Genomic DNA, 2,736 nt, shown 5'->3' with positions numbered 1-2,736 from the left:
TGGGTTAAAGAAGCTGAGTCTAGAGGCTTGTTAAACTTAAAGACAACTCCAGATGCCCTTCCATACTTCAAAACCAATGAAAACATTGCCCTATTTGAAAGACAAAAAGTTTTATCTAAAGAAGAAGTGGAATCAAGATATGAAATTTTAATGGATGAATACGAAAAACAAATCAACATTGAAGCATTGACAATGTTAGATATTGCGAAAAAAGACATTTTACCAGCCGCAAGTAAGTTCTCTAAAGAATTGACAGATACAATCGCAAATAAAAAAGCCATCGGTATCGACTTAATCTATGAACTTGAAACGGCTAAAAAAGTCAGTGAATATTTAACCGAAGCTTACCAAGCTATGATGACACTTGAAAACGATGTTAAAAAACTACATGAAATTGATGATTTTGAAAAATCAGCCTTCTATGTAAGAGACTTCATTATCCAAGATATGGCCTCATTACGAAAACCATGCGACGAACTTGAAGTCATTACTTCTAATAGTGATTGGCCATTTCCAACATATGGAAAATTATTATTCGGAATTCAATAAACCGGCATACGCCCGGTTTTTCCGTCTATAAAGGAGATGTAATTTATGTGTACAATTATTGGATATAAATCATTAAAAGTAAATAAAGAATCCATTCATCAAGCATTACTTGCGACATATACAAGAGGTCCAGACGATGAAAGAATTCAAGAAGTCGGATGCGGCTATCTAGGTTTTCAAAGACTATCCATCATGGGACTAAGTCCTCTTGGCATGCAGCCTTTTGTTAGAGATGGCAATTATGTGGTATGTAACGGCGAAATCTATGGATTTCGAGAAATTAAGTCCGAATTAGAAAAATCCGGCTATACATTTATTTCGCAAAGCGACTGTGAAATTCTTCTACCACTCTATGAAAAATACGGATTAGACATGTTTAAAAAACTAGATGCTGAATATGCCTGCATTATTTATGATGCCAAGAAAAACGATTTTATTGCCGCCAGAGACCCAATCGGAATCCGTCCATTATTTTATGGCTATGATCAAAATCATAATATTGTCTTTGCCTCTGAAGCCAAAAACCTAGTTTCCATTGTCGAACAAATCTTTCCATTCCCTCCAGGACACTATTATGCCGATGGCAAATTCACTTGTTATTTAGATGTCACAAAAGTAGATAAAGTCATTGACTCTGATCTAGATACAATCTGTACAAATATCCACGACAAGCTCGTTGAAGGCGTTAAGAAAAGATTGGATGCCGATGCCCCACTAGGATTCTTATTGAGTGGAGGATTAGATTCAAGTCTAGTATGTGCCATCAGTCAAAAATTACTCAATAAACCCATTGAAACCTATGCGATTGGAATGGAAGAAGATGCGATCGATTTAAAATATGCCAAAGAAGTCGCTGACTTTATTGGCTCTAACCACCATGAAATCATTATCAATAAAGAAGATGTCTTAAATGCGATCAAACCCGTCATTCAAACTTTGGCTACTTTTGACATCACAACCATTCGCGCCAGCATTGGAATGTATCTTATCTGTAAAGCCATTCATGAACAAAGTAACATTCGCGTATTACTAACTGGAGAAATCAGTGATGAATTGTTTGGCTACAAATATACAGATTTTGCCCCAAGCGCCCAAGAATTCCAAAAAGAAAGTGTAAAACGTGTACATGAACTTTACATGTACGATGTATTAAGAGCTGATCGCTGCATTTCCACAAACTCCATTGAAGCCCGTGTTCCCTTTGGCGATTTAGATTTTGTCAAATACGTTATGGCTATTGATCCACAAAAGAAAATGAATACGTACAATAAAGGAAAATATTTGCTTCGTCATGCGTTTGAAAAAGACGAAATTCTTCCTTACGATATCTTAATGCGAGAAAAAGCCGCCTTCTCTGATGCGGTCGGTCACTCATTAAGTGATGATATTAAAGAATATGCCGAAAAGCAGTATACAGATGCTGAATTTGAAGAAAAAATCAAACAATACAAATACTGTACTCCATTCACAAAAGAGTCTCTATTATATCGTGAAATTTTTGAATCTTACTACCCTGAACAGGCAGGCATGATCAAAGATTTCTGGATGCCAAATAAAAACTGGCAAGGATGTAACGTCAACGATCCGAGTGCTCGTTATTTATCAAACTATGGAGACAGCGGAAAATAGAAGGGTTGTGTAAATTATGAATTTTGAAATCGAACACGATGCCTGCGGTATTGGTACCGTAGTCCAAATCGATGGTAAACAAAGCTATGATGTCTTAGACAAAGCATTGCACATTGTAGAAAAACTAGAACACCGTGCAGGTAAAGATGCCAGCGGTAAAGTGGGTGATGGAGTTGGTATTCTCCTTCAAATCAGTGATGACTTTTTTCGTAAAACATTAAAGAAAGACAACATCAAACTACCCGAACACTATGGTGTCGGTATGTTTTTCTTGCCAAGAAATAAACTGCTTTTAAACCAACACAAAAAAATGTTTGAAAAACTTGTCGAACAAGAAGGATGCACATTCATCACTTGGCGAAACGTTCCATGTGACGAATCCATCCTAGGCCAAAAAGCCAAAGATTGTATGCCTAGCATTTACCAAGCTTTTGTCCAAGGCGATACAGATCTAGAACAAAAACTATATGTGATTCGACGCGAATTTGAAAAGAGTTGTAAAGAAACCTATGTGGCCTCATTAAGCAGTCGTACCATTGTTTATAAAGGAATGATTCT

Annotated in this window: 1 protein-coding gene and 2 pseudogenes; all 3 read left to right on the top strand. The window is 36.5% G+C overall.

Going from position 1 to position 2,736, the window contains the following annotated elements; all coding sequences use genetic code 11:
• Window positions 1–549 (top strand): annotated as a pseudogene (locus tag ACZQCL_RS08465) (glutamine synthetase type III); the annotation flags it as partial.
• Between the two features lie 45 nt (window positions 550–594).
• A complete protein-coding gene (gene asnB, locus ACZQCL_RS08460; protein ID WP_412345761.1) occupies window positions 595–2,178 on the top strand; it encodes an asparagine synthase B in 1,584 nt (527 codons plus the stop codon).
• A 16-nt stretch (window positions 2,179–2,194) separates the two neighbouring features.
• A pseudogene (locus ACZQCL_RS08455) lies at window positions 2,195–2,736 on the top strand (glutamate synthase subunit alpha); the annotation flags it as partial.

This window comes from Holdemanella sp., from assembly GCF_056804935.1.
Note: the sequence above shows the minus strand (reverse complement) of the source record. Positions and strands in the feature narration are given on the sequence as shown.

Bases quoted from the DNA above. Each gene is read 5' to 3' on its own strand.
- asnB (WP_412345761.1), top strand. From the start codon at position 595: ATGTGTACAATTATTGGATATAAATCATTAAAAGTAAATAAAGAATCC.